Origin of the sequence: Leucobacter fengyongliangi, assembly GCF_050971685.1 — a bacterium.
GTDB lineage: Bacteria > Actinomycetota > Actinomycetes > Actinomycetales > Microbacteriaceae > Leucobacter.
Genome location: NZ_JBPCEU010000003.1, coordinates 189405 through 215172, shown reverse-complemented (window position 1 = coordinate 215172; position 25768 = coordinate 189405). Strand labels below are relative to the sequence as shown.

Below are 25768 nucleotides of genomic sequence, written 5' to 3'. Positions count from 1 at the left end.
AGTGTTACGGTGGTTATAGCGTCAGGGAAACGCCCGGTTACATTCCGAACCCGGAAGCTAAGGCTGACTGCGCCGATGGTACTGCACTCGGGAGGGTGTGGGAGAGTAGGACACCGCCGGACCTCTTCATAGAGAAGGGTCGTTCAGAGAGAAGTTACCAAAGTTGGTGCTTCGATCTGGGCGGCCCTTTTCGCATTTAAACTTCAAATCTGAATAGTGATACTGGGCACCCGCCCACCCAGGAGGAAATAGTATGAGTGACCGTTTCGAGTCGAACCGCGAAGGCAGTGATCGCGGACGCAGCGGTCGCGATGACCGCAATCGTGGGGGGCAGGGAAACCGAGACCGCAGTTCACGCAATCAGGGTGACGATCGCGCGCGTCGTGATGGTGGGTACCAGGGTCGGAACGATACTCCGCGTCGTGAAGGTTCCGGTTACCAGGGGCGTTATGACGGACCGCGTCGTGAGGGTGGGTACCGGGGTCGGAGCGATGCTCCGCGTCGTGAGGGTTCCGGATACCAGGGTCGTAACGATGGGCCTAAGCGTGAGGGTGGCTACCAGGGGCGTAATGACGGACCGCGTCGTGAGGGTGGCTACCAGGGTCGTAATGATGCTCCGCGTCGTGAAGGTTCTGGGTATCAGGGTCGTAACGATGGGCCTAAGCGTGAGGGTGGCTACCAGGGGCGTAATGATTCCCCGCGTCGTGAGGGCGGCTACCAGGGCCGTAATGACGGACCGCGTCGTGAGGGCGGCTACCAGGGTCGGAAAGATGCTCCGCGTCGTGAAGGTTCTGGGTATCAGGGTCGTAACGATGGGCCTAAGCGTGAGGGTGGCTACCAAGGTCGGAACAATGCCCCGCGTCGTGAGGGCGGCTACCAGGGCCGTAATGACGGACCGCGTCGTGAGGGCGGCTACCAGGGTCGGAACGATGCTCCGCGTCGTGAAGGCTCCGGGTACCAGGGTCGTAACGATGGGCCCAAGCGTGAGGGTGGATACCAGGGTAGAGAAGGTCGGCCTGAGCGAACAGGGAAAGATCTCGGGCGCGGGGGTACCCGAGGCGGCGGTCGCAGCGACCGCGGCGGTGCCGATCGCGAGTTTACCGACGCAGAGCGTCTGGCTCACGAGCTTCGACCGGTGCGCACCGAGCACTTTGATCCCGAGATTCCCGACGATGTCCGTGCCAAGGACCTGCACCCTTCAGCTCGGAATGAGCTCAAGACTCTGCAGGAGGCTGTTCAGGAACGTGTAGCCAGGCATCTGGCGATGGTTGGCCAGCTCATTGACACTGACCCGGAGCTCGCTCACCAGCACGCGATTTCAGCAAGCCGGAGAGCTGGGCGGATCCCAGTTGCTCGCGAGACGCTCGCTATTACTGCATACCGAACCGGCGACTTTGCTCTTGCTCTGCGCGAGCTGCGAACCTACCGCCGACTCAGCGGCTCTCATGGGCATCTCGCGCTGATGGTCGATTGCGAACGCGGACTGGGCCGTCCCGAGAAGGCGATCGAGACCGGTCTCGACGCCGACGCACAAAATCTTGACACGGAACAGCGAGTGCTTCTTGCCATTGCGATGTCAGGTGCCAGGCTCGACCTCGGTCAGACACAGCAAGCGCTCTTCGAATTGGAGATCCCCGAGCTCGATCCCAAGCGTGCATTCAGCTGGAGTCCCGATCTCTTCACCGCATACGCGAATGTGCTTGAAGACCTCGGTCGTGACGCCGAGGCAGCCACATGGAGTGCTCGTGCGGCCCAGGCAGATGTGGCGCTTCAAGAGCACTACGGCGCCGACGGTTCAGAAGAGGTCTTTGAAGTCTGGGAGGAGCCAGGTGAGGCTGATTCAGACGAATTCGATGCCAACTACTTTGAGGCAGACGCAGATGCAGATGCAGACGCAGACGCAGAAGCGAAGGTCGAGAATACGGTGACCCACGTGGACGAGTCAGATGCCCAGCCGAACGACGTGGTGTCGAACGAAAGTGGGCCAGAGGGCGGCGAGCGCTAATGGCGTGGTTCGGGAAGCGAGGGACTGCTCTCGGCCCGGCCCCACTGTCGGGCCGGGAGCTTCTCCTCGTCGACCTCGATGGGGTTGTCTACCGTGGCGAGGGTGCGATCCCTGGCGCGATTGAACACCTCAATCGAGCTGGTCGGGATGCGCAACTTGGGTACGTCACCAATAACGCTTCCCGAACCGATCGCGATGTTGCCGCGCACCTGCGCGGCCTCGGGCTTGAGGCCAGCCCTGAACACATTGTGACCTCCCCGCAGGCTGCGGTGCAGTTACTCGCCCGAACGGTACCCGCTGGATCACTGGTGCTCGTTGTGGGTGGTGATGGCCTGGTCGACGAACTCGAGAAGGCCGGCTTTGGCATCACCAGGAGCGCCGCAGACGCCCCCGCCGCAGTGGTGCAGGGGTTCGCACCGCACGTCGGGTGGGAACACCTCGCTGAGGCTGCTTTTGCGCTTGCGGAGCAGCCTGGGGGTGAGGTGCTTCCGTGGATCGCGACGAATACCGATTGGACGATTCCGGTGGCGCGCGGTCTCGCGCCGGGAAACGGCACACTCGTGTCCGCGGTACACACTGCTGTGCAGCGGCTTCCGGTGTTTGCGGGCAAGCCAGAACCCGCGATTTTCGAGACCGCTTTCGGTCGATTCGGCACACGCAATGCGTTGATGATTGGCGACCGTCTCGACACCGATATCAAGGGGGCGGTGGCCGCCGGGATACCTGCGCTACACGTGTTGACAGGCGTGGATCGCCCGAAGCAGCTCGTTGCCGCCAGTGCTGACATGCGCCCCGATTTCATTGTGGCCACGCTTGCAGAGCTGCACGAGCAGTACCCTGCCACCGAGGTCAGCTCCGACGGTACCGCGCGGGTCGGTGCGGCGCGAGTTCGCATGACTGGCAATGTTGTTGAGATTGTGGATCGCGGCCCTTCGCCCATCGATCTGCTCCGTGCTGGCTGTGCGGCGATCTGGGCCTCCGGCCTCGCGATCTACGGACTCCAGGTTCCTGCAGAACTCTACGAAGACCACTGGCGGTAGTCTGAATCGCATGAGCGAGAGGCAAGCGAATACTGATGAGGGAAGTCTGCTGGGGCGCATCGAGGTCATCGAGGCACAGCCGCTCGAGCGGCGATCCACTGGGTACGACCAACTCGCTGAGGAGTTGCTCTCAGAACTGCAGCGAAGCGACCACGAACCTGGGTTGAGCGACTCAAGGTGAGCGATATTCCGATGGAATCGGGACGTGCCGCAAGGTGGTCCGGTGAGCGCTCGCGCTTGGACCTGGTGTTGCCTGAACTCGGACTCGCGCGTTCGCGAAGTCAAGCCGCAGAGTTGATTTCCGCGGGTGTGGTGCGGGTGGACGGCACGCAGGCCGCGAAGGCAGGGCTCCGAGTGGCCGCGGGATCCACTGTTGAAGTCACACGGCCAGACCTCTACGTGAGCCGTGCGGCACACAAACTTATAGCCGGGCTTGACGAGTTCGACGTGCAGGTGAGGGGCAAGCTGGCGCTTGACTTGGGGGCATCTACTGGTGGGTTTACTCAGGTGCTGCTTGAGCGGGGAGCCCGCGAGGTATTCGCGATTGATGTCGGCCACGGGCAGCTCGTTGCGGAGCTTCGCGCAGACACGAGAGTGCAGGTCGTGGAGGGATGCAACGCACGCGAACTCACCCCAGACACTCTTGCCGCGGTCACCGGGGGTACTGAGAAGCCGCAGGTGGTGGTGGCGGATCTCTCGTTCATCTCACTGACGCTGGTACTCCCGGCAATTGCAAGAGTTTCCGACCCTGGCGCCGACCTGGTGCTGCTCGTAAAGCCGCAATTCGAGGTCGGTCGACAGGGAGTGCGTGACGGCATTGTTGTCGATCCCCGTGCCGCGGCTTCCGCGGTGCTCGAGGTACTCCGGGCTGCGGCGGAGCTCGGGTTTGTCACTCGCGGACTCATTCCGTCGCCGATTACGGGCGGCAGCGGGAACCAGGAATATGTTGTGCATTTCGGGGCGGGTGAACCTGCCGATCCGACAGAATGGGAACAGCGGATACGTGAACTCACCATGGGCGCAGCCCGAGAAGAGGCCACGGAGAAACTCACGACCGGACTCAACGGGGGAGATCGATGACTGAGGGCAGTGCTGAGACCAGGCGGATCCTGGTTGTATCGCATACGGCGCGTCCCGAAGCCATCGCCGCAACGGTGAGTGTGGTGCATCGGCTTCGTGAAGCCGGGGTCATCGTGGTCATGCCAGCGAGTGACCGCGAGGACTTCGAGCCGCATCTCGACTCGGCGCTCACGGCCAAGCTCGGACGCGATGTCGCGCCGGACACTCTTGAGATCGCGCTGGTACTCGGGGGTGATGGAACGATTCTTCGCGCCGCTGAACTCCTGCGAGGAGTCTCTTGCCCCATCCTGGGGGTGAACCTCGGTCACGTCGGCTTTCTCGCTGAGACCGAGTCGCACAGCCTCGATTTCACGGTTGAACGAGTACTCGCCGGGGCATACACCGTGGAGGAGCGGTTCACCCTCGACGTTCGTGCGACAGCCGACGGGGAGCTACTCGCCGAGACCTGGGCCCTCAACGAAGCCAGCGTAGAGAAACGGCAACGCATGTTGGAGGTCGCGATCGGAGTGGACGGGCGTCCGCTGTCGTCGTTCGGCTGCGACGGTGTCGTGCTCGCGTCCCCCACGGGATCGACCGCGTACTCATTTTCGGCTGGCGGTCCCATTGTCTGGCCGAGTGTGCAAGCGATGCTTCTCGTTCCTATTGCGGCGCATGCACTCTTCAACCGCCCGCTCGTGGTCGGTCCTGATTCGGTGCTGACGGTCGAAATCTTGCCCGAAAACGTGGGACTGGGCGTGCTGTGGTGTGATGGACGACGTCGCACGGAGTTGCCCGCCGGAGCGGTGGTGCAGGTGAGCCGGTCAACGCTCCCTGTGCGGCTTGCGCGCATCGACAAAGCGGTATTCACAGAGCGTCTCGTGAACAAGTTTCACCTTCCCGTCGCCGGCTGGCGCGGGAGTCGTGCGTCTTCGACCCAGGAAGCATCCTCCCCGAACGAGAAGGCGGCACCGTGATCGAAGAGCTGCGCATTCGGGATCTGGGAGTCATCGCTGACGCCACGCTTGAGCTTGGCCCCGGGTTCACCGCAATCACTGGCGAGACCGGTGCGGGAAAGACGATGATCGTCACCGCACTGGGGCTCCTCATGGGTGAGCGCTCTGACGCGGGCGCGGTCCGCACCGGCGCTGACGCGGCACGCGTGGGCGGTCTCATTCGCACCGCTGATCCATTCGTTGCGAAGCTTGTGGAGGATATCGGCGGAGACATCGCAGACGGAGACCTTGCGCTCACTCGAACAGTAAGCTCCGAGGGCCGTAGTCGTGCGAGTGTGGGAGGGTCGGCGGCACCAGTCGGGGCGCTCACCAGGCTAGCTGAGCGGCTGTTTGCCGTACACGGGCAGAGTGAGCAACTGCGGCTTCGCAGCGCGGCGGCCCAGCGGGAGATGGTCGATCGCTTCGGCGGCGGGGAACTGCAGGCTCTGCTTGCTGAATTTCAGGCTGCGCACGCAAAGCGGCGCGAGCTCGCTGCCGAAGTCGCCGATCTCACGGCATCGCGAGATGAGCGTTCCCGGGAGGCGGCCCAGCTGCGCGAGGAACTCGAAGAGATCGCCTCTGTTGATCCTCAGCCAGGAGAAGAAGACGAGTTACGGCGACACATCGCCAGGCTGAGCAATCTTGAGGAATTGCGATCAGCCACCGCGGCTGCCAATCTCGCGCTCTCCGCAGATTCGAGTGACCCGTTCGGAGCAGACGCAAGTTCGCTCATCGATACCGCTCTGCGGCAGCTCGACCGAGTCTCTGCGAGCGACGCGCAGCTCTCCTCGCTCGCAGACACGCTTCGCAGCTTGAGCGCGCAGGTCAACGACGCGGCCAGAGAACTCGCGGTGTACGCCAGCGATCTCGATCAAGAGGGTCCGGGGGAGCTTGCTCGGGCGAACGAGCGACTCGCGCTACTTCACGGGCTCCTTCGCAAGTTCGGCACCGATGCGGCCGGGGTAATTGCGCACTCGCGAGCGGGAATAGAGCGTCTCACCGAGCTCGAGGGCGACGACGAACGCATCGACCAGCTCCAGGAGCGCGCGCGCGAGCTCGGCGCGAGGGAACAAGAGTTGGCGCAGGCGCTATCGGCCGCCCGGCATGCCGCGGGATCCACCCTCAGCGAATTGGTCAGCAAAGAACTGCGCGAACTCGCACTTCCTGATGCCCGGTTCATTGTCGAGATTATTCCCGCAGAGCCCAGCCGGACCGGCGCAGACGAGGTGCAACTCTTGTTGCAGCCACACCCAGGGGCTGCCCCGCGGCCGCTCGCTAAGGGTGCCTCAGGTGGCGAACTTTCTCGAGTCATGCTGGCTCTCGAGGTGGTTGTGGCGGCCGTGGATCCGGTGCCCACGTTCGTGTTTGACGAGGTGGATTCGGGGGTTGGAGGAGCCGCGGCTATCGAGATTGGCAGGCGCCTTGCGCGGCTTGCGCAAACCTCTCAGGTGATCGTCGTGACGCACCTCGCTCAGGTCGCGGCGTTCGCAAACAACCACTTACAGATTGCGAAGGATTCTTCGGGCGGGTTCACGGAGAGTTCGTGTCGCCGACTGAGCGGAAATGAGCGACTTGCCGAAATGGCGAGGTTGCTGTCGGGCCTCTCGGATTCCCAGAGCGCGCTTGAGCATGCCGCCGAACTGCTCGAACTGGGTACCTCCGTCTGAATGACTGAGGGCGGTGCTACGCTCCCAACATGAAGATGTTTTGGCGCCGCGAGCGCGGTGCAATCGGGCTCGGCGGCGAACTTCCTGTGACGGCTGAGGAGCGTGCCGATTATCTCGACACCCACCCAGATGTGGTGCACGCAGATCTCGAGCAGCTCGATGCAGAAACGCGTGCGCTGTATCGCGATGCGCGGGCTGCGGCCAAGGAAGACGCGGAGGGCGAGGCTGGGCGGCAGGTGAACGTGCGTGAGTTTGTCGTGCGCAGCCCATTCCAACTCGGTTTCGTGATCACCCTGGGTGCTCTCGTGGCAATTCTGTTCGGTCAGATGATCGGGCAACTCAGCGTGATCATCATGTATGTGGTTGGTGGTCTCTTTATTGCTCTGGCTCTCGACCCTGTCGTGCGCTGGCTCGAGAGGCGGAAGGTCAAGCGTCCCCTCGGTATCGGAATCGTATTTGGCGGGTTCCTCTTGGTCGTGGGCGGAATCCTCGCCGCGGTTATCCCGATGCTGGCGACTCAGATTGGGCAACTTGTCAGGACCGCTCCCAGCTACTTCGTTGACGTGCAGAATCAGGAGTGGTACCTCACCCTGCAAGACACCTTCGGGGCGTACGTCGATTTCGAGGGACTGCTCGGCATGGCACAGGACTTTGTTGGGAAACCTGAGAACTGGGCGCAGGTTGCGGGGGGAGTTTGGGAGGCCGGTATCGGAATCGCCAATGGATTGACCGCCATGATCGTGGTGCTCATTCTGAGCCTGTATTTTCTTGCGTCTTTGCATGCAACGAAGCGCGCCTTCTACAACATCGTTTCGCGAAGCAACCGCGCCAAGGTGATTGACATCACTGAACAGATCACCAAGTCCGTCGGCGGATATGTGAGTGGCATGGTTGTTCTGGCGCTCACAAACTCAATTCTCGGTTTCGTCATGATGTCAATTGTCGGAGTGCCCTTCGCAGGACTCGTCGCGGTGGGTGTCTTCTTGCTCGCCATGATTCCACTCATCGGTTCTGTGATGGCGACCATCTTGGTCTCGACTGTGGCGCTCTTCGAATCGCCCACCACCGCACTCATCGCCGCGATCTACTACCTCATCTACATGCAGATTGAGTCGTATGTGCTGACCCCGCGCATTATGAATCGCGTCGTCTCGGTGCCGGGTTCGCTGGTGGTCATCGGTGCACTGGCGGGCGGCACCCTGCTCGGTCTGTTGGGGGCTCTCATCTCGATTCCCGTCACCGCGATGGTGCTGATGATCATCAAACAAGTGTGGGTGCCGAGGCAAGAACTCAAGTAGACCACAGGTCTGGGTTCTGTGACTTGGCAACCGGCGGCGCATAAGGAGTGATAGGATTGAAGCCCGTGGGAGTAGAGCGGAATACAGCCGGAATAACGAAACATATCTTCGTGACCGGGGGTGTGGTCTCCTCTCTTGGCAAAGGGTTAACGGCGGCGAGTCTCGGCAATCTGCTGACAGCTCGAGGTTTGCACGTCGTCATGCAGAAGTTGGATCCGTATCTCAACGTCGATCCAGGCACGATGAACCCGTTCCAGCACGGAGAGGTTTTCGTGACCGACGATGGGGCAGAGACCGACCTTGACATTGGCCACTACGAGCGTTTCCTCGGAATCAATCTCTCGCAGGCGGCGAACGTCACGACCGGTCAGATTTACTCGACGGTGATCGCCAAGGAGCGTCGAGGGGAGTATCTCGGCGACACCGTTCAGGTGATTCCGCACATCACGAACGAGATCAAGCGACGCATGCGCCTGCAGTCGGAAGAGACTCCGCAGCCAGATGTCATTATTACCGAGATCGGTGGCACGGTCGGCGACATTGAGTCGCAGCCGTTTCTCGAATCAGCCCGTCAGGTGCGCCACGAACTCGGACGTAAGAACGTCATCTTCGTTCACGTCTCTCTGGTGCCCTATATGGGGGCCTCGGGCGAGCAGAAGACGAAGCCCACGCAGCACTCGGTGGCGGCGTTGCGCTCAATCGGCATCCAGCCAGACGCGCTCGTGCTTCGCAGCGATCGGCCCGTCACGCAAGACAATCTCCGAAAAATTGCTCTGATGTGTGATGTCGATGAAGCGGCGGTGGTGAATGCCATCGATGTGAAGAGCATTTACGACCTGCCAAAGCTCCTGAACGACCAGGGACTCGATCAGACGATTGTCGAGCATCTCGAACTCACCGATCGCGTCACCGAGGTCGACTGGTCTGGTTGGCAGCCGGTGCTTGACGCTGTTCATCACCCCAAGGGTGAGGTGACCATTGCCCTCGTGGGCAAGTACATCGATCTTCCAGATGCCTACTTGTCGGTCACCGAGGCACTCCGGGCAGGGGGCTTCGCGCACTCGACCAAGGTCAACATCAAGTGGGTGGCCTCCGATGACTGCGAAACGGTTGAAGGTGCCCGTGCCGCACTCGGCGATGTCGACGGCATCTGTGTTCCCGGTGGGTTCGGCATTCGAGGAATTGAAGGAAAGCTCGGGGCCCTTCGATTCGCGCGCGAAAACGCCATCCCGACTCTGGGTCTCTGCCTCGGGCTACAGTGCATGGTCATCGAGTACGCCAGAAACGTCGCTGGCCTCCCTGGAGCCTCCTCAACCGAATTTGATCCCGACACAGACGTGCCAGTTATCGCGACCATGGCCGAGCAAGTTGAGATCATCGACGGCGGTGATCTCGGCGGCACGATGCGCTTAGGCCTGTATCAGGCGCGGCTTGCAGAGGGATCGCTGGCGGCCGAGCTGTACGGGGCAAACAGTTCCGAAGAGCGCCACCGTCACCGCTACGAGGTGAACAACCGCTATCGCGACGAGATTTCTGCCACAGGTCTCGTATTCTCGGGCACGAGCCCCGACGGTCAACTCGTTGAATACGTTGAGCTGTCACGCGAGGCGCACCCTTTTTATATTGCTACGCAGGCACATCCTGAACTTCGTTCGCGGCCAGGCACCCCGCATCCGCTCTTTGCGGGTCTCGTTGATGCCGCGATCACGCGCCGAGAATCCACTCGGCTGTTTGACGCCTAGGGCGAAGCGGAATGCGGCCGGAAGCGGGATCCGCCCGCTACTTGCGCCACATCACCATTGAGCGCGGACTTTCTCAGAACACACAACAGGCCTACCGACGCGACCTTGCAGCCTACGGGGCCTGGCTTTCGGGGAGAGGCATCGAGAGCCTCGAACAGGTGACCCCTGACACGCTTGCCGACTACGTAGCCGAGCTCAACGGCGGCGAGCGACAGCGCGGGCTCGTGGGGGAGGACGTTTCGCCTGCCCACACACGTGCGCTCTCTGTGGGAACGATTACCCGACGCCTGTCGACCGTGCGAGGGATGCACCGCTTTTTGTTTGAAGAAGGGGATCTGCAGACTCACGCAGCTCGCGGGGTACGCACACCCAAGCCGGGCTTGCGGCTCCCGAAGGCGCTCTCGATTGAGCAGGTAGAGGCGTTGCTTTCTGCCACAGTGGGAGAGGGCGTAGTTGAACTCCGGGATCGTGCCCTGCTCGAACTCCTCTACGCAAGTGGGGCGCGCATCAGCGAAGTTACCAGCCTCGATGTGGATGATCTCTTGGCAGCGTCCGGTGAGGGGGATGCCTGGGCGAACCCAATGCAGGCACTCGAGGGTGGTGGGTTGCTCCGCGTATTGGGTAAGGGATCGAAGCAGCGAATCGTGCCCTACGGGAGCTACGCGGGCCGCGCGCTCTCGGCCTACCTCGTGCGTGCGAGGCCCATCATGATCGCCGCGGGGAAGGGCACACCTGCCCTCTTCGTCGGGCCGCGAGGGGGGCGACTCTCAAGGCAGAGCGCCTGGCTTGCGATTCGTGCGGCCGCTGACCGGGCACAGATCTCGGGCGACGTGTCACCACACACGCTCCGGCATTCGTTTGCCACCCACCTCTTGGCAGGCGGTGCCGACGTGCGCAGCGTGCAGGAACTGCTTGGTCATTCCTCGGTGACCACCACCCAGATCTACACTCACGTCACCGCAGAAACGCTTCGAGAGCACTATTTGTCTGCGCATCCGCGGGCGAGATAGGGGTGTTACGTGACACGAAGTTCTGACGAGGGCCCGGCGCGATAGGATTGCGTGTTAGGGCAGCGAACGAAAGGGGCACCCGGGTGGCACAGAGTGCGTCAAAGCTGGGACCGACAGGTCGGCCCGAGCGCTTCTTCCCGGTACCGAAAACGCTTGATCGCCACGGGCCAGCGCGCATCATCTCGATGTGCAACCAAAAGGGTGGCGTGGGGAAGACCACAACAACGATCAACCTCGGCGCAGCCCTCGCGCGATACGGTCGACGAGTTCTGGCGGTGGATTTCGACCCGCAGGGTGCCTTGTCCGCAGGTCTGGGCGTTGCCGCGCACGACGTGCCGACGATCTACGACCTGATGCTGGGTCACGAAAAGGATCCGTCGGTCGTGATTCAGCGCACCGAAACTCCGAACCTCGACGTGATTCCGGCGAACATCGATCTCTCTGCCGCGGAGGTTCACCTGGTCAGTGAGGTGGCGCGGGAGCAGATCCTCGCGAGCGTATTGCGCAAGGTCGCTCCTGACTATGATGTCATCCTGATCGATTGCCAGCCGTCGCTCGGCCTCCTCACCGTCAACGCACTTACGGCCAGTCACGGGGTTCTCATTCCGCTGGCCTGTGAGTATTTTGCCCTGCGCGGGGTGGCGCTGCTGATCGAAACGATTGAGAAGGTCAAAGACCGCCTCAACCCGCAGCTTGAGCTCGATGGCATCGTCGCAACCATGTACGACTCACGAACCCTGCACGCGCGCGAGGTCTTGGAACGGGTAGTCAACACCTTCGACGACAAAGTCTTCGACACGGTGATCGGGCGCACGGTCAAACTCCCCGATGCCTCTGTGGCTGCGAAGCCGATCCTCGACTACGCGCCCAGTAACCCGGCCTCTGAGGCGTATCTGCAGCTCGCTCGTGAGTTGGTTGCTCGCGGCACGATTGCCTGACTCTGTCATGACCGCGCTATCAACGGATCTCGAAGAGCCGGGCGCGCACGACGCGCACGACGGCTCAGGACTGCCCGAGGATGCCTTCCGGGTGTCGCTTGAGGTCTTCGACGGCCCATTCGATCTCTTGCTGAATCTCATCTCGAAGCATGAACTCGACATCACTGAGGTATCGCTCAGCCTGGTGACGGACGAGTTCATCGCATACCTCTCTGACATTGAGGGGAGCGATCTGTCGCAGCTTGATCGGGCCTCCGAGTTTCTCGTTGTCGCCGCGACGCTGCTTGATCTCAAGATCGCGAGCCTGCTGCCGCAGGGAGAAGTCGTCGATGCGGAGGACGTGGCGCTCCTCGAAGCCAGGGACCTGCTCTTCGCGCGGCTGCTCCAATACCGAGCTTTCAAACAGGCGAGCGATTGGTTCAAAGCGCGACTCGAGGCTGAGGAGGCGCGTCATCCTCGGCAAGTGCCACTTGAGGCTAAATTCCGTCGGCGCGGCCCCGAGCTCAGGTGGACCCTTTCAGTCGAAGATTTCGCGGCCCTCGCGCTTCTGGCATTCACCCCTCGTGAGATCCCGATGGTCGGTCTCGATCACCTGCATGCCCCGCTCGTGTCGATCCGCGAACAGGCGGCGATTGTGGTCTCATTGTTGCGCACGGGTGGCGCACACACCTTCCGCGAGCTCGCCTCGGGAGTGACCGAGCGCGGAGTCATCGTCGCGCGGTTCCTTGCGATCCTCGAGCTATATCGGCGCGATGCCGTGATGTTCGAGCAGGCTGAGCCGCTGGGTGAACTGCGTGTCGAGTGGGTTGGCGAGAGCTGGTCGGACGACGAGTTGGCAACGCTGGGTGGAGACTATGACTAAGAACGACGATCATACGCTTCACGAGCAGTTAGAGGCACTACTGCTTGTCACCGACGAACCGCTCAGTGTGGTCGCGCTTGCCACCGCGACCGATCGCCCGGTTCGTGAGGTTCGGGAGGCCATCGCTACCCTGGTGGCCGACTATGACGGGCGAGGGGAAGGCCCGCGGCGGGGCTTTGAACTCCGCGAGATCGCCGGTGGCTACCGCTACTTCGTGCGAGAGTCTCTCGACGCTGTCGTATCGAACTTTGTGGATCAGCACAGCCCGCAGAGGCTGTCACAGGCTGCGCTCGAAACTCTTGCCGTGATCGCCTACCGGCAACCGGTTTCTCGCGGTGCCATCGCCTCTATTCGTGCGGTCAATGTCGATTCTGTTGTGCGAACGCTTGTCAGCCGCGGGCTGATTACCGAAGCCGGGCATGACTCGGAAACCGGGGCAGTTCTGTACGGCACAGGCGACGCGCTGCTTGGTCACCTGGGAATCGCGAGCATCGACGAATTGCCGCCGATCGCTCCGTTCCTGGACGACCCGAACGAAGGGTTTGAGAGTGAACAATTCAGAGCGTGATTCTGGCCGCGAGTCGGTGGGATTCGGCGGATCCTTCTCGGTTGACGGGCAGTCGGTCGAGATTGATCTCGCCGAGTTTGGTTGGGATCGCCCGGTGTCTGGCGGATCCACTGATTTTGACGACGACGGACGTGTGCGGCTGCAGAAGGCGCTCGCACACGCTGGCGTTGCCTCGCGGCGAGCCTGCGAGGCGCTCATCACTGGAGGGCGGGTGACGGTCAACGATGAGGTTGTGCGCGAGCTCGGCACGCGCATCGATCCGGAGCTTGACGTCGTGAGTGTCGACGGCGTTCCCGTGCAACTTGACGTATCGAAACTGTACTTTGTGCTGAACAAACCGCGCGGTGTCGTCTCCACGATGTCTGACGAGCAGGGTCGGCCAGACCTCCGCGAATTCGTTGAGATCGTTGGTGAACGGCTCTACAATGTGGGGCGTCTCGACACAGATACCTCAGGTTTGCTTGTGCTGACGAATGACGGCGAGCTCGCACATCGGCTCGCTCATCCGAAGTTCGGCGTGCAGAAGACCTACATTGCGAAGGTGCGCGGACTCGTGACCCCGGCGACGATCCAGAAGCTGCGCGACGGCATCGAGCTCGATGATGGCCCAATCAAGGTCGACTCCGCAAAGCTGTTGCCCGGAGCGGGTCCGAAGCATTCGCTGGTGGAAGTCACACTTCATTCCGGGCGAAATCGGATTGTTCGTCGCATGCTCGCCGACGTCGGCCATCCGGTCGAAGAACTGGTGCGGCGGCAGTTTGGGCCACTGCACCTGGGCACACTACGCGTGGGCGACATGCGTGAGTTGTCGCACGCCGAGCGAGGAGCCTTGCTCAACGCCTCTGTGGGTGGCAGCGAATCAGTGACAGGTGGTCGCCCGGGCGACGGGAAGGGAGCCCGCGGTATGCGGGGAGTCGCCGCGAAGGGCAACCCGCACTCGCGCGCCTCGCGTGCGGGTGCCGGTAAGGGCCAGAAGGGCGGCACAGCTGGCCGCGGTGTGGAAGGGAAGCGATGAGTTTTGGAGGCGAAGGACTAGCCAGCCGGGTGAACGGGCAGGTGCACGTCATCGGTGCAGGCCTGCTTGGTGCCAGTATCGGCCTCGGGCTGCGTGACCGAGGGGTCACGGTGACGCTTGAGGATGCTTCGCCGACCACCGTCGCGCTGGCCACCGACTACGGTGCCGGGCGTGCTCGCCTCCCGAGCGACCCTGAGCCCGCGTTGGTTGTGGTCGCAACTCCGCCCGATGTCACCGCGGACGTGATCGAACGCGCGCTTCGCACGTTTCCCACCTCAGTGGTCACTGACGTCGCGAGCGTCAAACTCGCTCCGTTCGTCGATTTGCAGCGACGGGGTGTGGATCTCACCCACTACGTGGGTTCCCACCCCATGGCAGGCAGGGAGCGTGGCGGCGCAATTATGGCTCGCGCCGATCTGTTCACCGCGAGGCCATGGGTGATCTGTCGGGATGAGGAGACGCCTCCCGAGGCGCTCGCAATTGTTGAGGCCGTGGCGCTCGAACTCGGGGCCACCCCCATCGAGATGACCCCACAGGAACATGATCTTGCGGTAGGTCTGGTGTCTCATCTCCCGCAAGCCGTCGCGAGCCTCCTTGCCGGTCGGCTCGTTTCTGCGAGTGAACAGGCGATCGGGCTCGCCGGTCAAGGGTTGCGAGACACCACTCGGATCGCCTCGGGTCAGCCAGAATTGTGGGTGCAGATTCTGGGAGCCAACCGGGGCCCAGTGGTTGAGGCACTTGACGCGTTTCGCGGCGATCTTGATGCCTTCACCGAGGCTCTTCGCGCGCCGGATAAGCCAGGAGCGAGACGCCAGCTCGCCGATCTTCTCGCAGCCGGAAACCGTGGGGTCGCGCGGATTCCCGGAAAGCACGGCTCAAGCGACCGATTCGTGACGCTGACCGTGCTGATTGACGATCGGCCCGGTCAACTTGCCAGCCTTCTCACCGAGCTCGGAGACCTAGGCATTAACATGGAAGACTTGCGCCTCGAGCACTCGCCGGGCGCCCAGATCGGCTTCGCCGAGATCGCGGTTTTGCCCGACGTGGCCGAACAAGCCATCACTGACCTGACCGAGCGCGGCTGGAGGACGCTATGAACGCTGCGAACACAGCACCACCAGCCCCGATCCTCGTGGCGATCGACGGGCCCGCAGGGAGCGGAAAGTCGAGCGTTTCGCGAGAAGCCGCCAAGAGACTCGACTTTGGGATTCTCGATACCGGCGCGGCCTATCGTGCGTTGGCCTGGGCCGCTCGTGAAGGGGGGCTTGACCTTGACGATGAGTCGGCGCTTGCAGAACTGTTAAACGGATGGAAGTTCTCCATCACGATGCGGGGGGAACCGCGAGTGGCGGTCAGGCTGCCGGGATCGAGGGACGACAGCGATGTGACTGCGGCGATCCGCGATCCGGATATCACGAGTCGAGTGAGTCAGGTCTCGCGGCACCCGAGGGTCAGGGAAATGCTGAATGAGTTGTTTCGGCACATCGTGGCGACATCTGGGCTGCCAGGGGTAGTGATCGAGGGGCGCGACATCACCACCGTCGTGGCTCCCCACGCGCCCGTGCGCCTACTCCTCACCGCGGCACCGGAGGTACGCGCGGCCCGTCGCGCGGGCGAGCTCGCGGGTGCATCGCTCGAGCAAGTATTGAAAGATCTGCGCGTGCGTGACGCGAAGGATGCCCTGGTGGTTGATTTCCACACTCCCGCGGCCGGCGTGACGCAGATCGATACGAGCAACTTGGATTTTGGGCAGTCGGTACAGGCTGTCATTGATGTGGTTACTTCGGCGCATGCCGTGGCCACGGGAGGAGCATCGCGATGAGCGAGCACAACGACAACGGAATTTCAGATGAGGAATTCGACCCTGAGTCATCCCCAATGATCGGGGAAGACGCTGGGGTCGTCATCGACGATGGCGTGACAGACGAAGAGCGACTGAGGGCGATGAAGTCGAACCTCGATGCTTTCGAGCTTGAAGATGAGGATCTCAACCTCATCGGCGAAGACGGGGAGTTTCTCGGTTTCACCGAGTCGCAGCCTGAGGCGCTCCCGGTGGTGGCTATTGTCGGCAGGCCGAATGTCGGAAAATCCGCTCTCGTAAACCGGATCATCGGGCGACGAGAAGCGGTCGTTGAAGACGTTCCGGGCGTGACTCGCGACCGTGTCAGTTATCCGGCTGAGTGGAACGGCACACGCTTCACGCTCGTCGACACCGGCGGCTGGGAGCCGGATGCAAAGGGCATCGATGCGTCCGTTGCCGCTCAGGCTGAGGTCGCAATCGAACTGTGCGATGCCGTGATGTTTGTCGTGGATTCCAGAGTTGGGCCGACTGCAACTGACGAGCGAGTCGTGCAGTTGCTTCGTCGCACAAACAAACCGGTGTTCCTGCTCGCCAACAAGGTTGATGACGCGGTGCTGGAACCCCAGGCTGCGGCGCTGTGGTCGCTGGGCCTCGGCGAACCGTACCCGGTTTCTGCGCTGCACGGACGTGGTGTCGCAGATCTGCTCGACGTAGTTCTGAAGGCATTGCCTAAAGAGTCAGCTGTGGCGAAACCAAAGCTCGACGGCCCCAGGCGTGTGGCTATTTTGGGCCGACCCAACGTTGGCAAATCGAGCCTCCTGAATAAGGCTGCAGGCGAAGAACGGGTGGTGGTCAATGACATCGCTGGCACTACCCGTGACCCGGTTGACGAACAGATCGAGCTTGCTGGCAGGGTCTGGACGTTTGTTGACACCGCTGGAATTCGTCGTCGCGTGCACATGCACCAGGGCGCTGATTTCTACGCGTCACTGCGCACCGCCGCGGCGCTCGAAAAAGCAGAGGTCGCAGTCGTCATGCTCGACGTGACCGAGCCGATCAGTGTGCAAGACGTGCGCATCATCGATCTCGTTCTTGAGTCGGGGCGCGCTCTCGTGCTCGCATTCAACAAGTGGGATCTGCTTGATGATGAGCGTCGTCGCGACCTGGAACGTGAAATCGAGACTGACCTGGCGCACATCGCGTGGGCTCCGAGGGTCAACATATCTGCGCGCACCGGCCGTCATCTCGAAAAACTCGTTCCTGCACTCGAGACCGCCCTCAACTCATGGGACACCCGCATTCCGACGGCGAAATTCAATGCCTTCATTGCCGAGTTGGTGCAGGAGCATCCACACCCACTGCGTGGTGGAAAGCAGCCACGGATCCTCTTCGGCACTCAGGTGCAGAATCGTCCGCCGACCTTCGTGCTCTTCACGAGCGGCTTCCTCGATCCGGGCTACCGCCGGTTCATCCAGCGTCGGCTTCGCGAGCGCTACGGATTTGAGGGCAGTCCAATCGTTCTCAACATGCGCATCCGGGAGAAGCGTCAGCGACGCTGATGCTTCTCTGAGGAAGCCATTTCTGGCTTCCGAAAGGATGCGCGGCGCGGCTCTGTCCGCGCTGTGAGTTGTGCGACGACCGCGGGTCGGAGTAGCTCCCGTGATTCCGGGAGAAGCGTCAGCGACGCTGATGCTTCTCTGAGGAAGCCATTTCTGGCTTCCGAGAGGATGCGCGGCGCGGCTCTGTCGGTGTTCCCACGGGCTCATCGTTCACAAACCGTTATCGGCCCGGACTGTCCGAGGCCTGGACTGGCTGGCATGATGTGACTCAGACAGGTCCATGTTGAGACGGAGTTCACAATGCAGGCTGCGCGATTCACCACATTTCTTGCCTCTGCGACAGTTGGTTCACTCCTACTCCTGGGGCTCACGGGCTGCGCCAACCCCATAGATCAGTTGGTACAACAGGGCACTGAACAGGCGATTGAGCGCCTCGCTGAAGAGTCAACCGGTGGGCAGGTCGATATCAATACCGGGGGCGGCGCGGCACTCCCGGAGGGATGGCCAGACATTCCCACTCCTGACGGTGAAATCCAGATGTCATTGAAGTCGGCAGACACCATGACGGCAACCTTCCTCACTGACCAGGCCGAGGTTGACCGGTTGCTCGAAGAATTTCGCTCAGCGGGGTACGAGGGTGAATCCACGATGGACATGGGGGACATGAAGGTGTATTCCTTCACCGGCCAAGAGTGGTTTGTTGGCTTTACTGTCATCGTCGACTCGGACGACAGCTCGAAGGTCTCGGTCTCGTACGTCGTTAGTCCGGCAGCCGGGCAGTAGCCTCGTCCTGAAATTGCGTATCCGTCCGGCATTTGCCGTTACCATCCTTGTCGCACTCGTGCTGACCGGCTGCGGATCACCGGCCACGAGGCCCGTCGCGGTGACCGTCGGAGACACGCCCAGTTCTGACGCGGTCACTCTCCCGGGCGCGCTCGACGAACAGGTTCAGCGTGCGCTCGAGCAGCTTCCAGAGATCGCGCAGCAGGGGCTGGACGCCACAGGTGTTCCGGGCATGTCAATTGCCGTCGTGTTTCAAGACGAGGTGGTCTTCGCTGACGGATTCGGCGTGCGCGAGGTTGGATCGAACGAGGAGATCACCCCCGATACCGTCTTCCAGATTGCTTCTCTGTCGAAACCGCTGTCGGCGACCGCTGTCTCGGCAGCAATCGCCGAGGGTGATGTCTCGTGGGAGACCCCAATTCGTACGTTCTTGCCCGAATTCGAGTACTCTGACCCCACGCTGACCGAGCTGGCCACCATTGGTGATGCGTTTTCGCATCGAACGGGACTCATCACGGGCGCGGGCGACGATCTCGAGGATCTGGGTTTTGACCGAGACACGATTTTGCAGCGCCTCCGTCTACAACCCCTTGACGACTTCAGATCCACCTATCACTATTCGAATTTTGGCCTCACCGTTGGTGCCGAAGCTGTCGCGGCCGCCCGCGGCCAGGAATGGGAGGAGCTCGTCGCCGAGCTCGTATTTGACCCGATCGGCATGGAATCGACGAGTGCCCGCCACGACGACTTTCTCTCGCACCCCGATCGTGCCCTCTTGCATGCCGTGATTGATGGCGAGTATGTCGCTGAGTTCGATCGCGACCCCGACGCTGAAGCTCCCGCAGGCGGAGTCTCGTCGACCGCAAACGACCTCGCACAGTGGCTGCGAGTACTGCTCGGCGAAGGTGAACTTGAGGGCACTCAGATCGCGGATCGCGAGGCACTCATCGCTGCGATGAGCCCGCAGATCGTGTCGAGTCACCCGGCCACGGGCATTGAGCGCCCCGCGCACTACGGCCATGGTTTCAACGCGTCGCCACTGGTGAGTGGCCGGATGTCCATCTCTCACTCAGGGGCATTTGTGCTGGGTGCCGCAACGAATTTCCAGGTCGTTCCCGAACTCGACCTGGGCATCGTGGTGCTCACGAATGGAGCCCCGATCGGTCTGCCCGAGGCAGTCTCCGCCTCATTCCTCGACATCGTGCAATTCGGAGATGTGACCCGCGACTGGGTCGCCGATTTTGGGGCCTTCTTCGGACCAATGATGGGACCGGTTGGCGATTTGGTCGATGTGGATCGCCCAGCGAACCCTGAGGCGGCCCCGTCAGACGCGAGTCTGATCGGCGACTACGTGAGCCCCTATTTCGGGCCACTCACGGTTGAACGTGACGGCGAAATGTTGATGGCGCGGCTCGGTGTCGACGGGAGCGTCGCGCTCGAACTCGAGGAATGGGACGGCGCGACGTTTGCCTACTCGCCAATTTCGGAAAGTGCTCCGTGGGGTTCGCGAGCCACTGCGACCTTTGAAGTCGGTGGCGACGGGGCGGCATCGCGACTGCGGCTCTCCTCGTTTGACGGCACGGGGCTGGGCACCTTCACCCGGATATAGTCTGAATCTATGACGTCGACTGCGCCGCTGACCCACGTTCCCCAAGCGCCTCCCTTTCGCGGGCTGGGGATCACGGCCCTCACCATGGGAATCATCGCGTTCGCCGTGCCGGTGATTGCGATCGGACTGGGGCTGCTCTCAGCGGCGAGCGGGGATCCCGGGTGGTCGATGGTGACAGCTCTTCTCGTGTTACCCGTAGCGGGGATAGCTGCGGTGCTCGTGGGGCTCGTTGCGGTCATCCTCTCGATCGTGTTGCTTATTCGCTCCCACGCCAAGAATCTGCGGTGGATCCCGGCACTCGTGCTTGGGATTGTGGGTGCGGTCACCATTCCCGGATTTATTTTGGTGCTCAGCGGCACGAACTTCTAGCCACTCACCTCATGCGTGACGCACCGCTGACACGTCGGTGCCACGTGGAGTCAGTGCAAAGGTTGTTGCGGCAATTCCGAGCATGATACAACCGCCGACGAGCCCGGTCAGTTGCAGCGCGTGGGTAAACGCGATACCCGCATCGGTGGCGAGAGATTCCAGCCCGAGTTCCCGGCTGATGGCGACGGCAGAACCGAGTGATTCAGCTGCACTTGCCGCTAGCGCGGGGTCGATGGGCGTTGCCGCGAGCACTCGTGCAAACTCGGCGCGATAGAGCAGCGCCGCGATACTTCCGAGGACCGCCACTCCCAGCACGCTGCCGAGTTCGTAGGAGGTCTCCTCCAGGGCCGCGGCGCTTCCGGCCTTCTCCTCGGGGGTCTCATACATGATCATGGCAGAGCCGATTGCCAGGGCTCCGGAACCCGCGCCGATCAGCACGAGGGCGACAAACACGGTGCTCTGAGACAGAGCGCCGGGCTGCAGGCCCACGGCGATGAGGCCGAGCCCCGCTGCGGCGACACCGCCGGAGAGGACGGCCCGGGCCCCGATCCTCCGTGCGACAGGTGGGGCCGCAAGCGAGGCGACGGCACCGGCGATTGCGGCAGGAAAGAGGCGGATGCCAGCCTCGACCGGGCTGGTCCCGTCGACGAGTTGCATCCACTGCGCAAGGAGCAGGAGGGCCGCTCCCATCGCGAACATGGAACCCAGCGCCGCAATGATTCCTGCCGAAAACGTCCGGCTGCGAAACAGTCGCATGTCGAGCAGCGGATCTGCGCGACGCAAGCATCGCGCGCCGAACCAGGCGAGCAGCGCCACCCCGGCGAGCAGCGCGATCCACCCCTCGAGAGCCAGAAAGCTCGCAGCTTTGCCGAAGATCTTGATGGCCCAGACCAGCAGGATCATGCCTGAAAACGAGAGGATTCCCCCGATCCAGTCCCAACGCCCGGGCTCGGCAACCCGAGATTCCGGAAGGAGCCATAGGCCTGCGATGAACGCAATGAGCATGAGTGGGACGTTGACCAGGAACGCCGCATGCCAGCTGAAGTGCTCGAGGAGCAACCCGCCCACGAGCGGGCCCACCGCGGCCCCGAGTGAGGACACCGCAGCCCAAATACCGAGTGCCGAGGCCCGCTCGCGCGGGTCGGTGAAAACCACGCGGATGAGCGAGAGGGTCGTGGGCATGATCATGGCACCCCCCACCCCCAGGAGCGCACGCAGGGCGATGACAGTCTCAGCGGATGTCGCCCACAGAACGAGAGCGGAGGTGATGCCGAAGAGGACATAGCCGAGCATGAGCATCCGCTTGCGCCCCCAGCGGTCGGCAACGGCGGCCCAGGAAACCAGGAGTCCGGCCAGAACCAGGGAATAGATGTCGACGATCCACAACAGTTGGTCGGATGTGGGCCGGAGAGATGCTGCCATGTCTGGAATTGCGATGTTGAGGATCGTCATATCCATCATGAGTACGAGCAGACTGGCGGTGAGCACCGCGACAGCGGCCCAACGCCGCACACGAGAACCACGGACAATCTTAAGCGAGGGGAAAGTCATGATGGGGAAGCCTCCGTCGGGGCCTTCTCCTGTGTGTCAGCTGCCAGGGGGGCAGGCTCGGGCATGCGGGCGATGGTGCGAAACAGGCGTGCGAGCTGCTCAGCGCTCAGCGGAACGTCGTGCAACGCTGCGTGCATCGTGGCGCCGTCGAAGAAGATAGCTGCGAGCTCTGCGCGCTCCGGTCCGAGGTGGGCGGACAGGAGTTCGACCAAGCCGTCGTACCAGCGCAGTGCAATGGCACGCAATCGCGGATCTTGGGTGGCGCTCGTAACGAGGGCCATGTCGGCGTGAACCTGCCTGGGGTCGCTCAGAAAGCGATGCATGAGCTGAGCGAGTTGCTCTGGCGCCGAATCGAACTCGGCGAGGGCCGACTGTGCCTCGACGAGGCCCTCCTCGATTTCGTCGGCCAGGAGTCGAAGCGCAGCCTCCCTGAGCTCATCAATCGAGACAAAGTACTGCGTCGTGGAGCCCAGCGCGACCCCCGCCCGTGCCGCGACCATCCGGTGAGTGAGTCGTGAGGGCCCCACCTCCACGATCAGTTCAGCGGCAGCAGCAACGATCGCCTGGCGGCGCGCACGTGGATCTCGGCGATGCGGACGAAGCGGTGCGGGTTCTGGGGCGGTGAGCGCAGCCATCGGAAATGTCGCCTTCGAGCTCGGAACGGAGTGATGTACATTTGTACATGTACAGATGTACATCATAAGTGGGCGCTTCTGCAACTCGGCCGATCAGGCACTGTAACGTGGAGCTGGCGGCCCGAGGACTTGGACCGCGGTCCGAAGAAATGGGGTACCCGAGTGAGCGACACAATCAGCACGGCCGATCTGTATGACGAGCGGGGGGAGCAGTTGCAGTCCGTATCGCTACAGTTTCGAGATTTTGGAGGTGTGACTGGCTTTGCCGGCCCCATTCGCACGGTCAGCTGTCACCAAGACAACGCGCTCTTGAAGTCCGTGTTGGCGACCCCGGGCGAGGGGGCGGTGCTGGTCGTTGACGGTGGCGGATCGCTTGCCACCGCGCTGGTCGGGGATCTGATCGCCGCGCTTGCCGTCGATCACGGCTGGTCTGGTGTGATTGTCAATGGTGCCATTCGCGACAGCGCCGCCATCGGCACGCTCCCGCTTGGCGTGAAGGCTCTCGGCACGAACCCGGCAAAGTCGACGAAGACTGGCAGTGGGGCCAGCGATATTGTCGTCACTTTCGGGGGAGCGTCATTCCGCCCCGGCGCTTGGGTCTGGTGCGACGGAGACGGTATCTTGGTCGAACGCTGAGTCTGCTCGGCGCGCGCCGAGGATCACGAGGTCAGGACGGCGCCGTTCGAGTAAGGAAGAGCGAGATGGCCCGACTGTAAATTGCGCGCTGCGTGCGCGAGCAAATTTTGGGAAGGTCACGCCGGGAGGTGTCGCAGAAGCGTCTGTGGGCTCCGCAGGATAGCGCCCGCAGCGGACACCCGTTCCCGGAGTTCTTCGTCGGCGGTTACCACGGTGACACGGCGCCCTTCCGCGATGAGACGGCACGTCTCGGCGACGATGGTGTCGTCGCCGAGGAGTGGTGCGTCAACGAGGTTGACCCCGGGAACCGACGGTACGCCGCGTGCGCCACCTTCCGATACCAGTGTCCATAGCGGGAAAACACGATCGATTCCTGGGTAGTCGCTCTGCGTAAGGGCGAGCATGCCCGCCGGAATTCCCGTTCCTAGAACATTCGCCACGCGATCGCGCAGCCGCTCCTGTGCACCTCGTCGATCCTTCCACCAGCCGTTCGGCACTGAACCGATGACATTCGCCGAGTCAACGACGATGGCGGGGCGGTGTCCGACGAGAGATTGCAAAAACCTCCAGCTCTGTGCAAAACCCGGGTGCAGCGGGTACGCGCCGACCTGATTGAGCGCGACCCACCTGAGCTCGTGGCTCTCGGCATCGGTGATCTCCGGCTCAAACGGCCTGGTGACCTCTGCGATGACTGTCGTGTACCTCCACCCGCCGCGATCGAGCACGTGCGTGAACATTGCGGCAGTTGACTGAATGGGTGCCCCGGCTTCTTCGAGCGACTCGCGTTTGGCGCCGTCGATAGCGCTTTCGCCCTCGTGTCTTGCGCCGCCTGGGATTCCCCAGGTGCCCCCGTGGTCACTCCAGTTCACGCGATGCTGCAGCAAGATGCCCTTGCTGGGATCGTACGCAAGCAGCCCCGCAGCACCGAAGCGCCCCCAGTAGCGCTGCCCGTCAGCCGCGGTGACCCAAGCATCCCCCGTGTTTCTCGTGTCACTCATAAACTTCAGCGTATCGGGCACCATTGGAGATCCGGGTGAGTGATTGTGCGATGCTTCAGCTTGAAATTCAGCGGGAAGCGAGATAGGATTTCTCTTTGGTGCTTTGCGCCTGTTTTCGCGTTCCCGCGAGGAGGGGTCTGAGCATTCGCAAGATCAGCATTCACCCACTGAAGCGATAGTGAGGCTATGGCCAAGAAAGACGGCGTCATCGAGATCGAGGGCCAGGTAGTCGAGGCTCTTCCCAACGCGATGTTTCGCGTTGAGTTGACCAACGGACACAAGGTTCTCGCCCACATTTCGGGCAAAATGCGTCAGCACTACATCCGTATCCTCCCTGGAGACCGCGTGATCGTGGAGTTGACCCCCTACGATCTGACCCGTGGCCGTATCGTCTACCGCTACAAGTAGGTCGCTGAAAAGTAACGGCCCGCGGCATCCCACGGGTACGAGGACAGCGAACACACAGAAGGAAACATCATGAAGGTCAAGCCCAGCGTTAAGAAGATCTGCGACAAATGCAAGGTCATCCGCCGCCACGGTCGTGTCATGGTGATCTGCGAGAACCCGCGTCACAAGCAGCGCCAGGGCTAAGTCCCTCGTTCTGCCGGGTGCGGGGCCGTAGGCCCGATCCACAACTGAATATCTGAATCAGCGCATCGAAGAACCCACAGTCGCAGACTGAGGGGGACACCTCGGGCGGAGGCCCGAACCCCCGGTGCGCACCACACCTCCACACCACGCAAGGAGCCAGAATGGCACGTCTCGCAGGAGTAGACATCCCACGCGATAAGCGCGTTGAGATTGCACTCACTTACATCTATGGCGTTGGTCGCACCAGCGCACTCAAGACTCTCGCCGATACCGGCATCGACGGGAATATCCGCGTAAAAGATCTCACCGACGAGCAGCTCGTAGAGTTGCGCGATTACATTGAAGGCAACTTCAAGGTAGAGGGCGATCTGCGACGCGAGGTCGCCGCAGACATCCGTCGCAAGGTCGAGATTGGAAGCTACCAGGGTCTCCGCCACCGCAAGGGGCTGCCTGTGCACGGTCAGCGCACCAAGACGAACGCTCGTACCCGCAAGGGACCGAAGCGCACCGTCGCCGGTAAGAAGAAGTAACCGTAGGTTCCGCGACCACTACACAGAGCTTTCAGGAGAACATAAATGGCTGCACCAAAAAGCGCGGCGCGCAAGCCGCGTCGTAAGGACAAGAAGAACGTTGCTGTGGGCCAAGCCCACATCAAGTCGACGTTCAACAACACGATCGTTTCGATTACTGACACCACCGGTGCCGTAATCAGCTGGGCATCGTCGGGTGGCGTCGGCTTCAAGGGCTCGCGTAAGTCGACCCCCTTCGCCGCTCAGCTCGCTGCAGAATCCGCCGCGCGCAAGGCGCAGGAGCACGGCATGAAGAAGGTCGACATTTTCGTCAAGGGTCCGGGATCGGGTCGTGAAACCGCGATCCGTTCGCTGCAGGCTGCTGGGCTTGAGGTCGGTTCTATCACCGATGTGACGCCACAGACGCACAACGGTTGCCGCCCGCCCAAGCGCCGTCGCGTGTGAGTTTTTCGACTGCGCATCACCGAGGCCGTCTCGGCCCCGGTGATGCGCAGTCGAAACTCCATAAGC

At 62.2% G+C, this 25768-nt stretch carries 27 protein-coding genes, 1 rRNA gene and 1 pseudogene; 26 read left to right on the top strand and 3 right to left on the bottom strand.

Annotation, left to right across the window (positions count from 1 at the left end; all coding sequences use genetic code 11):
- Positions 1-5 precede the first annotated feature (5 nt).
- The 21 genes and pseudogenes from rrf to ACR0R4_RS03845 all read left to right on the top strand — a co-directional run bounded on the left by rrf (position 6) and on the right by ACR0R4_RS03845 (position 20317).
- Positions 6-122 (top strand): 5S ribosomal RNA (gene rrf / locus ACR0R4_RS03945).
- Positions 123-257: 135 nt separating this feature from the next.
- A complete protein-coding gene (locus tag ACR0R4_RS03940; RefSeq protein WP_433646037.1) occupies positions 258-1250 on the top strand; it encodes a hypothetical protein in 993 nt (330 codons plus the stop codon).
- 14 nt (positions 1251-1264) lie between these two features.
- Positions 1265-2005 (top strand): tetratricopeptide repeat protein, encoded by a 741-nt coding sequence (locus ACR0R4_RS03935; RefSeq protein ID WP_433646036.1) that lies wholly within the window; start codon positions 1265-1267, stop codon positions 2003-2005.
- Positions 2005-3045, top strand: a complete 1041-nt coding sequence (locus ACR0R4_RS03930) for an HAD-IIA family hydrolase (RefSeq protein WP_433646035.1) — start codon at positions 2005-2007, stop codon at positions 3043-3045. Before ACR0R4_RS03935 ends, ACR0R4_RS03930 begins: the two co-directional genes overlap by 1 nt.
- A 10-nt stretch (positions 3046-3055) precedes the next feature.
- Positions 3056-3226 (top strand): hypothetical protein, encoded by a 171-nt coding sequence (locus ACR0R4_RS03925; RefSeq protein WP_433646034.1) that lies wholly within the window; start codon positions 3056-3058, stop codon positions 3224-3226.
- 11 nt (positions 3227-3237) lie between these two features.
- Positions 3238-4125, top strand: a complete 888-nt coding sequence (locus tag ACR0R4_RS03920; protein ID WP_433646032.1) for a TlyA family RNA methyltransferase — start codon at positions 3238-3240, stop codon at positions 4123-4125.
- Positions 4122-5078, top strand: coding sequence for an NAD kinase (locus tag ACR0R4_RS03915; RefSeq protein ID WP_433646031.1), 957 nt, complete (start codon positions 4122-4124; stop codon positions 5076-5078). The genes ACR0R4_RS03920 and ACR0R4_RS03915 overlap by 4 nt, the downstream gene beginning before the upstream one ends.
- Positions 5075-6763, top strand: a complete 1689-nt coding sequence (recN, locus tag ACR0R4_RS03910) for a DNA repair protein RecN (RefSeq protein WP_433646030.1) — start codon at positions 5075-5077, stop codon at positions 6761-6763. Before ACR0R4_RS03915 ends, recN begins: the two co-directional genes overlap by 4 nt.
- A gap of 29 nt (positions 6764-6792) precedes the next feature.
- Positions 6793-8061, top strand: a complete 1269-nt coding sequence (locus ACR0R4_RS03905) for an AI-2E family transporter (protein WP_433646029.1) — start codon at positions 6793-6795, stop codon at positions 8059-8061.
- A 65-nt stretch (positions 8062-8126) separates the two neighbouring features.
- A complete protein-coding gene (gene pyrG / locus ACR0R4_RS03900) occupies positions 8127-9803 on the top strand; it encodes a CTP synthase (RefSeq protein WP_433646028.1) in 1677 nt (558 codons plus the stop codon).
- 11 nt (positions 9804-9814) lie between these two features.
- Positions 9815-10813, top strand: a complete 999-nt coding sequence (locus ACR0R4_RS03895; RefSeq protein WP_433646027.1) for a site-specific tyrosine recombinase XerD — start codon at positions 9815-9817, stop codon at positions 10811-10813.
- Positions 10814-10896: 83 nt separating this feature from the next.
- Complete coding sequence (locus ACR0R4_RS03890) at positions 10897-11751, top strand: ParA family protein (RefSeq protein WP_433646026.1); 855 nt, start codon at positions 10897-10899, stop codon at positions 11749-11751.
- Positions 11752-11758: 7 nt separating this feature from the next.
- On the top strand, positions 11759-12613 hold the full coding sequence (locus tag ACR0R4_RS03885) for a segregation and condensation protein A (protein ID WP_433646025.1): 855 nt from the start codon (positions 11759-11761) through the stop codon (positions 12611-12613).
- Positions 12606-13181, top strand: coding sequence for an SMC-Scp complex subunit ScpB (scpB, locus tag ACR0R4_RS03880; protein ID WP_433646024.1), 576 nt, complete (start codon positions 12606-12608; stop codon positions 13179-13181). Before ACR0R4_RS03885 ends, scpB begins: the two co-directional genes overlap by 8 nt.
- 94 nt (positions 13182-13275) lie before the next feature.
- Positions 13276-14025 (top strand): annotated as a pseudogene (locus ACR0R4_RS03875) (pseudouridine synthase); the annotation flags it as partial.
- 167 nt (positions 14026-14192) lie between these two features.
- Positions 14193-15293 carry a prephenate dehydrogenase gene (locus ACR0R4_RS03870; protein WP_433646023.1) on the top strand — a complete coding sequence of 367 codons (1101 nt, stop codon included), beginning with the start codon at positions 14193-14195 and terminating at the stop codon, positions 15291-15293.
- On the top strand, positions 15290-16018 hold the full coding sequence (gene cmk / locus ACR0R4_RS03865; protein ID WP_433646021.1) for a (d)CMP kinase: 729 nt from the start codon (positions 15290-15292) through the stop codon (positions 16016-16018). Before ACR0R4_RS03870 ends, cmk begins: the two co-directional genes overlap by 4 nt.
- A gap of 122 nt (positions 16019-16140) precedes the next feature.
- A complete protein-coding gene (gene der, locus ACR0R4_RS03860; protein ID WP_433646044.1) occupies positions 16141-17556 on the top strand; it encodes a ribosome biogenesis GTPase Der in 1416 nt (471 codons plus the stop codon).
- A gap of 300 nt (positions 17557-17856) precedes the next feature.
- Positions 17857-18339, top strand: coding sequence for a hypothetical protein (locus ACR0R4_RS03855; protein ID WP_433646019.1), 483 nt, complete (start codon positions 17857-17859; stop codon positions 18337-18339).
- A 13-nt stretch (positions 18340-18352) separates the two neighbouring features.
- Positions 18353-19948, top strand: a complete 1596-nt coding sequence (locus ACR0R4_RS03850; protein ID WP_433646018.1) for a serine hydrolase — start codon at positions 18353-18355, stop codon at positions 19946-19948.
- A gap of 9 nt (positions 19949-19957) precedes the next feature.
- Complete coding sequence (locus ACR0R4_RS03845; RefSeq protein WP_433646017.1) at positions 19958-20317, top strand: hypothetical protein; 360 nt, start codon at positions 19958-19960, stop codon at positions 20315-20317.
- Between the two features lie 9 nt (positions 20318-20326).
- Here ACR0R4_RS03845 and ACR0R4_RS03840 read toward each other — a convergent pair whose 3' ends face one another.
- Together ACR0R4_RS03840 and ACR0R4_RS03835 are read right to left on the bottom strand one after the other, a co-directional pair.
- Complete coding sequence (locus tag ACR0R4_RS03840) at positions 20327-21868, bottom strand: MFS transporter (protein WP_433646016.1); 1542 nt, start codon at positions 21866-21868, stop codon at positions 20327-20329.
- Entirely contained in the window at positions 21865-22503 is a 639-nt protein-coding gene (locus tag ACR0R4_RS03835) for a TetR/AcrR family transcriptional regulator (protein WP_433646015.1), read from the bottom strand. Before ACR0R4_RS03835 ends, ACR0R4_RS03840 begins: the two co-directional genes overlap by 4 nt.
- A 162-nt stretch (positions 22504-22665) precedes the next feature.
- Between ACR0R4_RS03835 and rraA the strand changes: the two genes are divergently transcribed.
- Positions 22666-23139: a ribonuclease E activity regulator RraA gene (gene rraA, locus ACR0R4_RS03830; protein ID WP_433646014.1), complete on the top strand. Its 474-nt coding sequence runs from the start codon at positions 22666-22668 to the stop codon at positions 23137-23139.
- A gap of 116 nt (positions 23140-23255) precedes the next feature.
- Here rraA and ACR0R4_RS03825 read toward each other — a convergent pair whose 3' ends face one another.
- Positions 23256-24137, bottom strand: a complete 882-nt coding sequence (locus tag ACR0R4_RS03825) for an NUDIX domain-containing protein (protein WP_433646013.1) — start codon at positions 24135-24137, stop codon at positions 23256-23258.
- A 186-nt stretch (positions 24138-24323) separates the two neighbouring features.
- Between ACR0R4_RS03825 and infA the strand changes: the two genes are divergently transcribed.
- The 4 genes from infA (at position 24324) to rpsK (ending at position 25702) form a co-directional block, all read left to right on the top strand.
- Positions 24324-24545 carry a translation initiation factor IF-1 gene (gene infA / locus ACR0R4_RS03820; protein WP_025133723.1) on the top strand — a complete coding sequence of 74 codons (222 nt, stop codon included), beginning with the start codon at positions 24324-24326 and terminating at the stop codon, positions 24543-24545.
- A 69-nt stretch (positions 24546-24614) separates the two neighbouring features.
- The gene (gene rpmJ / locus ACR0R4_RS03815; RefSeq protein WP_009199219.1) at positions 24615-24728 is read left to right on the top strand and encodes a 50S ribosomal protein L36; all 114 of its coding nucleotides are present in this window, start codon (positions 24615-24617) and stop codon (positions 24726-24728) included.
- Between the two features lie 161 nt (positions 24729-24889).
- Positions 24890-25258 carry a 30S ribosomal protein S13 gene (rpsM, locus tag ACR0R4_RS03810; RefSeq protein ID WP_433646012.1) on the top strand — a complete coding sequence of 123 codons (369 nt, stop codon included), beginning with the start codon at positions 24890-24892 and terminating at the stop codon, positions 25256-25258.
- A 45-nt stretch (positions 25259-25303) separates the two neighbouring features.
- On the top strand, positions 25304-25702 hold the full coding sequence (gene rpsK, locus ACR0R4_RS03805; protein ID WP_218114936.1) for a 30S ribosomal protein S11: 399 nt from the start codon (positions 25304-25306) through the stop codon (positions 25700-25702).
- Positions 25703-25768: the final 66 nt, after the last annotated feature.

What these genes read in the sequence shown, in the direction of transcription:
- ACR0R4_RS03935 (WP_433646036.1), top strand. Translation starts at nt 1,265, where the DNA reads ATGGTTGGCCAGCTCATTGACACTGACCCGGAGCTCGCTCACCAGCAC.
- ACR0R4_RS03930 (WP_433646035.1), top strand. Translation starts at nt 2,005, where the DNA reads ATGGCGTGGTTCGGGAAGCGAGGGACTGCTCTCGGCCCGGCCCCACTG.
- ACR0R4_RS03925 (WP_433646034.1), top strand. Translation starts at nt 3,056, where the DNA reads ATGAGCGAGAGGCAAGCGAATACTGATGAGGGAAGTCTGCTGGGGCGC.
- ACR0R4_RS03920 (WP_433646032.1), top strand. Translation starts at nt 3,238, where the DNA reads ATGGAATCGGGACGTGCCGCAAGGTGGTCCGGTGAGCGCTCGCGCTTG.
- ACR0R4_RS03915 (WP_433646031.1), top strand. Translation starts at nt 4,122, where the DNA reads ATGACTGAGGGCAGTGCTGAGACCAGGCGGATCCTGGTTGTATCGCAT.
- ACR0R4_RS03905 (WP_433646029.1), top strand. Translation starts at nt 6,793, where the DNA reads ATGAAGATGTTTTGGCGCCGCGAGCGCGGTGCAATCGGGCTCGGCGGC.
- ACR0R4_RS03895 (WP_433646027.1), top strand. Translation starts at nt 9,815, where the DNA reads ATGCGGCCGGAAGCGGGATCCGCCCGCTACTTGCGCCACATCACCATT.
- ACR0R4_RS03885 (WP_433646025.1), top strand. Translation starts at nt 11,759, where the DNA reads ATGACCGCGCTATCAACGGATCTCGAAGAGCCGGGCGCGCACGACGCG.
- scpB (WP_433646024.1), top strand. Translation starts at nt 12,606, where the DNA reads ATGACTAAGAACGACGATCATACGCTTCACGAGCAGTTAGAGGCACTA.
- ACR0R4_RS03870 (WP_433646023.1), top strand. Translation starts at nt 14,193, where the DNA reads ATGAGTTTTGGAGGCGAAGGACTAGCCAGCCGGGTGAACGGGCAGGTG.
- cmk (WP_433646021.1), top strand. Translation starts at nt 15,290, where the DNA reads ATGAACGCTGCGAACACAGCACCACCAGCCCCGATCCTCGTGGCGATC.
- der (WP_433646044.1), top strand. Translation starts at nt 16,141, where the DNA reads ATGAAGTCGAACCTCGATGCTTTCGAGCTTGAAGATGAGGATCTCAAC.
- ACR0R4_RS03855 (WP_433646019.1), top strand. Translation starts at nt 17,857, where the DNA reads ATGCAGGCTGCGCGATTCACCACATTTCTTGCCTCTGCGACAGTTGGT.
- ACR0R4_RS03845 (WP_433646017.1), top strand. Translation starts at nt 19,958, where the DNA reads ATGACGTCGACTGCGCCGCTGACCCACGTTCCCCAAGCGCCTCCCTTT.
- ACR0R4_RS03840 (WP_433646016.1), bottom strand. Translation starts at nt 21,868, where the DNA reads ATGACTTTCCCCTCGCTTAAGATTGTCCGTGGTTCTCGTGTGCGGCGT.
- ACR0R4_RS03835 (WP_433646015.1), bottom strand. Translation starts at nt 22,503, where the DNA reads ATGGCTGCGCTCACCGCCCCAGAACCCGCACCGCTTCGTCCGCATCGC.
- ACR0R4_RS03825 (WP_433646013.1), bottom strand. Translation starts at nt 24,137, where the DNA reads ATGAGTGACACGAGAAACACGGGGGATGCTTGGGTCACCGCGGCTGAC.
- infA (WP_025133723.1), top strand. Translation starts at nt 24,324, where the DNA reads ATGGCCAAGAAAGACGGCGTCATCGAGATCGAGGGCCAGGTAGTCGAG.
- rpmJ (WP_009199219.1), top strand. Translation starts at nt 24,615, where the DNA reads ATGAAGGTCAAGCCCAGCGTTAAGAAGATCTGCGACAAATGCAAGGTC.
- rpsM (WP_433646012.1), top strand. Translation starts at nt 24,890, where the DNA reads ATGGCACGTCTCGCAGGAGTAGACATCCCACGCGATAAGCGCGTTGAG.
- rpsK (WP_218114936.1), top strand. Translation starts at nt 25,304, where the DNA reads ATGGCTGCACCAAAAAGCGCGGCGCGCAAGCCGCGTCGTAAGGACAAG.